At 68.9% G+C, this 1,715-nt stretch carries 2 pseudogenes; both read left to right on the top strand.

The annotated features are described in order from the left end of the window. Window positions 1-177: pseudogene (locus tag KBI5_RS28775) on the top strand (IS5/IS1182 family transposase); the annotation flags it as partial. Window positions 178-591: 414 nt separating this feature from the next. Further along, window positions 592-1,494: pseudogene (locus KBI5_RS17440) on the top strand (transposase); the annotation flags it as partial. Window positions 1,495-1,715 lie beyond the last annotated feature (221 nt).

A 1,715-nucleotide genomic window follows, 5' to 3' on the forward strand; every position in this document is an offset into this window, starting at 1 on the left:
GTGGACAGTACCGAACGCCTCGGCCGGCACCGGTGGAAAGTCGAGAGAACCCTGGCCTGGCTCGGTGGCTACCGCCGCCTGAGCCCGCGTTACGAACGTAACGGCTACAACTTCCTCGGGTTCCTCTGCCTGGCTGCCGCGATCACCTGCTGGAAGAAGCTCCCACGCTCGACGTAAGACACGCTCTAAGAACCGTTTGATCTTGGTTGCTGGCCCTGAAATCGCCGTTCGGCCGGTCGCTACCCGGGCCCTGACCAGGGGTGATGCCCAGTGACCGCGCCGAGGTCTACATCATCTAGCGAATCGAACAGGCGTTCCGCATACCTGGCGGTTCCGGGCGCCTCGGCCCGCATCGTGACCGTGATCGTCGGTGTGGTGGTCGCGTTGACGTTCCTCTTCGGGTTCGGGAACAGCCTCGCGCTCGGGGTGCGGATGGGGGTCCCGATCTGGGTGGCGCCGTAGTCGCACCAGCGGTGGACCTGTCCGTGGTCGCGCTGCTAGAGCGCCGGTCAGGTAGCCGTATGTGAGCTGTGGTAGGCGGCACCGGTCGGCGGGTGTCATGTGCCCGTCTTGATCGGAAGGTGCTGGCTGATGCGTCCTGGGATATGGGCTCCGCCGGTGGAGCCCTCGACCGCGGAACAGACTGTGATCAGGCTGGTGCGGCGGGCGAAGCTGTTCGTGTTCCTGCGCCGGTATCGCCACGAGCTGTTCGACGAGGCGTTCCAGACCGAGCTGGCCGAGGTCTACCGCGACAGTCCGAAAGGGCAGCCGGCGCAGTTGGCGTTGGCGCTGATCCTGCAGGCCTATACCGGTGTCTCCGACGACGAGGTGATCGAGGCGACGGTGATGGACCGGCGTTGGCAGCTGGTTCTGGACTGTCTGGACACCGACCGGTCTCCCTTCTCCAAGGGCACCCTGGTGGGCTTCCGCGCCCGGCTGATCGGCGCCGGGTGGGACCGGCGGCTGGTCGAATGCACCGTCGAGATCGCCACGGTGACGAAGGGCTTCGGGCCGCGGGCGTTACGCGCAGCGTTGGACTCCAGCCCGCTGTGGGGTGCCGGCCGGGTGGAGGACACCCCGAACATGATGGGACACGCCCTGCGCAAGGCCCTGGGTGTGATCGCGGCTCAGCAGGGGTGGGGGCGGGCCGAGGGAACCAGGGTCCTGGCCGGCCAGGCCGGGGCACCGGTGCTGGCCGGGTCCAGCCTCAAAGCCGCGTTGGACGCCGACTGGGACGATCCCGACGAGCGGGACCGTGCCCTGGCGGTGGTGCTGGCCGCCCTGGAGGCGGTGGAGACCTTCGTGGCCGCCCAGCCCGCCCCGGAGGCGGCCGAAGCCGCTGTCGCGGTGGCCCGTCAGGTCCGCGACCAGGACGTCGAGGTCACCACGGCCGGGACAGCGCGGCTGCGCCGCGGGGTCGCCAAAAACCGGCGGATCAGCGTGGAAGACCCGGACATGGCCCACGGCCGTAAGTCCCGCTCCGTCCTGGTCGACGACTCTGCTGCTTAATTCGGCTGGGTGTCGTTGGTGCGGCATGATCTCCTCTGCGGTCCTGGTCGTGTCGTGGGCTGCGGGAGGTGGAGTGCATGTCGTTGCAGCCGAAGGGGCTGCCCGAGATCCCGGCGCAGACCGTGGCGGTCGCCCGGGCGGCGTTCCCGCGTGGGACGTTGGCGATGCGGCTGCGGGACCGGCTGGCCGAGGTGTTGGTCGATGAG

Origin of the sequence: Frankia sp. KB5 (genome assembly GCF_002099325.1) — a bacterium.
Classification (GTDB): domain Bacteria; phylum Actinomycetota; class Actinomycetes; order Frankiales; family Frankiaceae; genus Frankia; species Frankia casuarinae.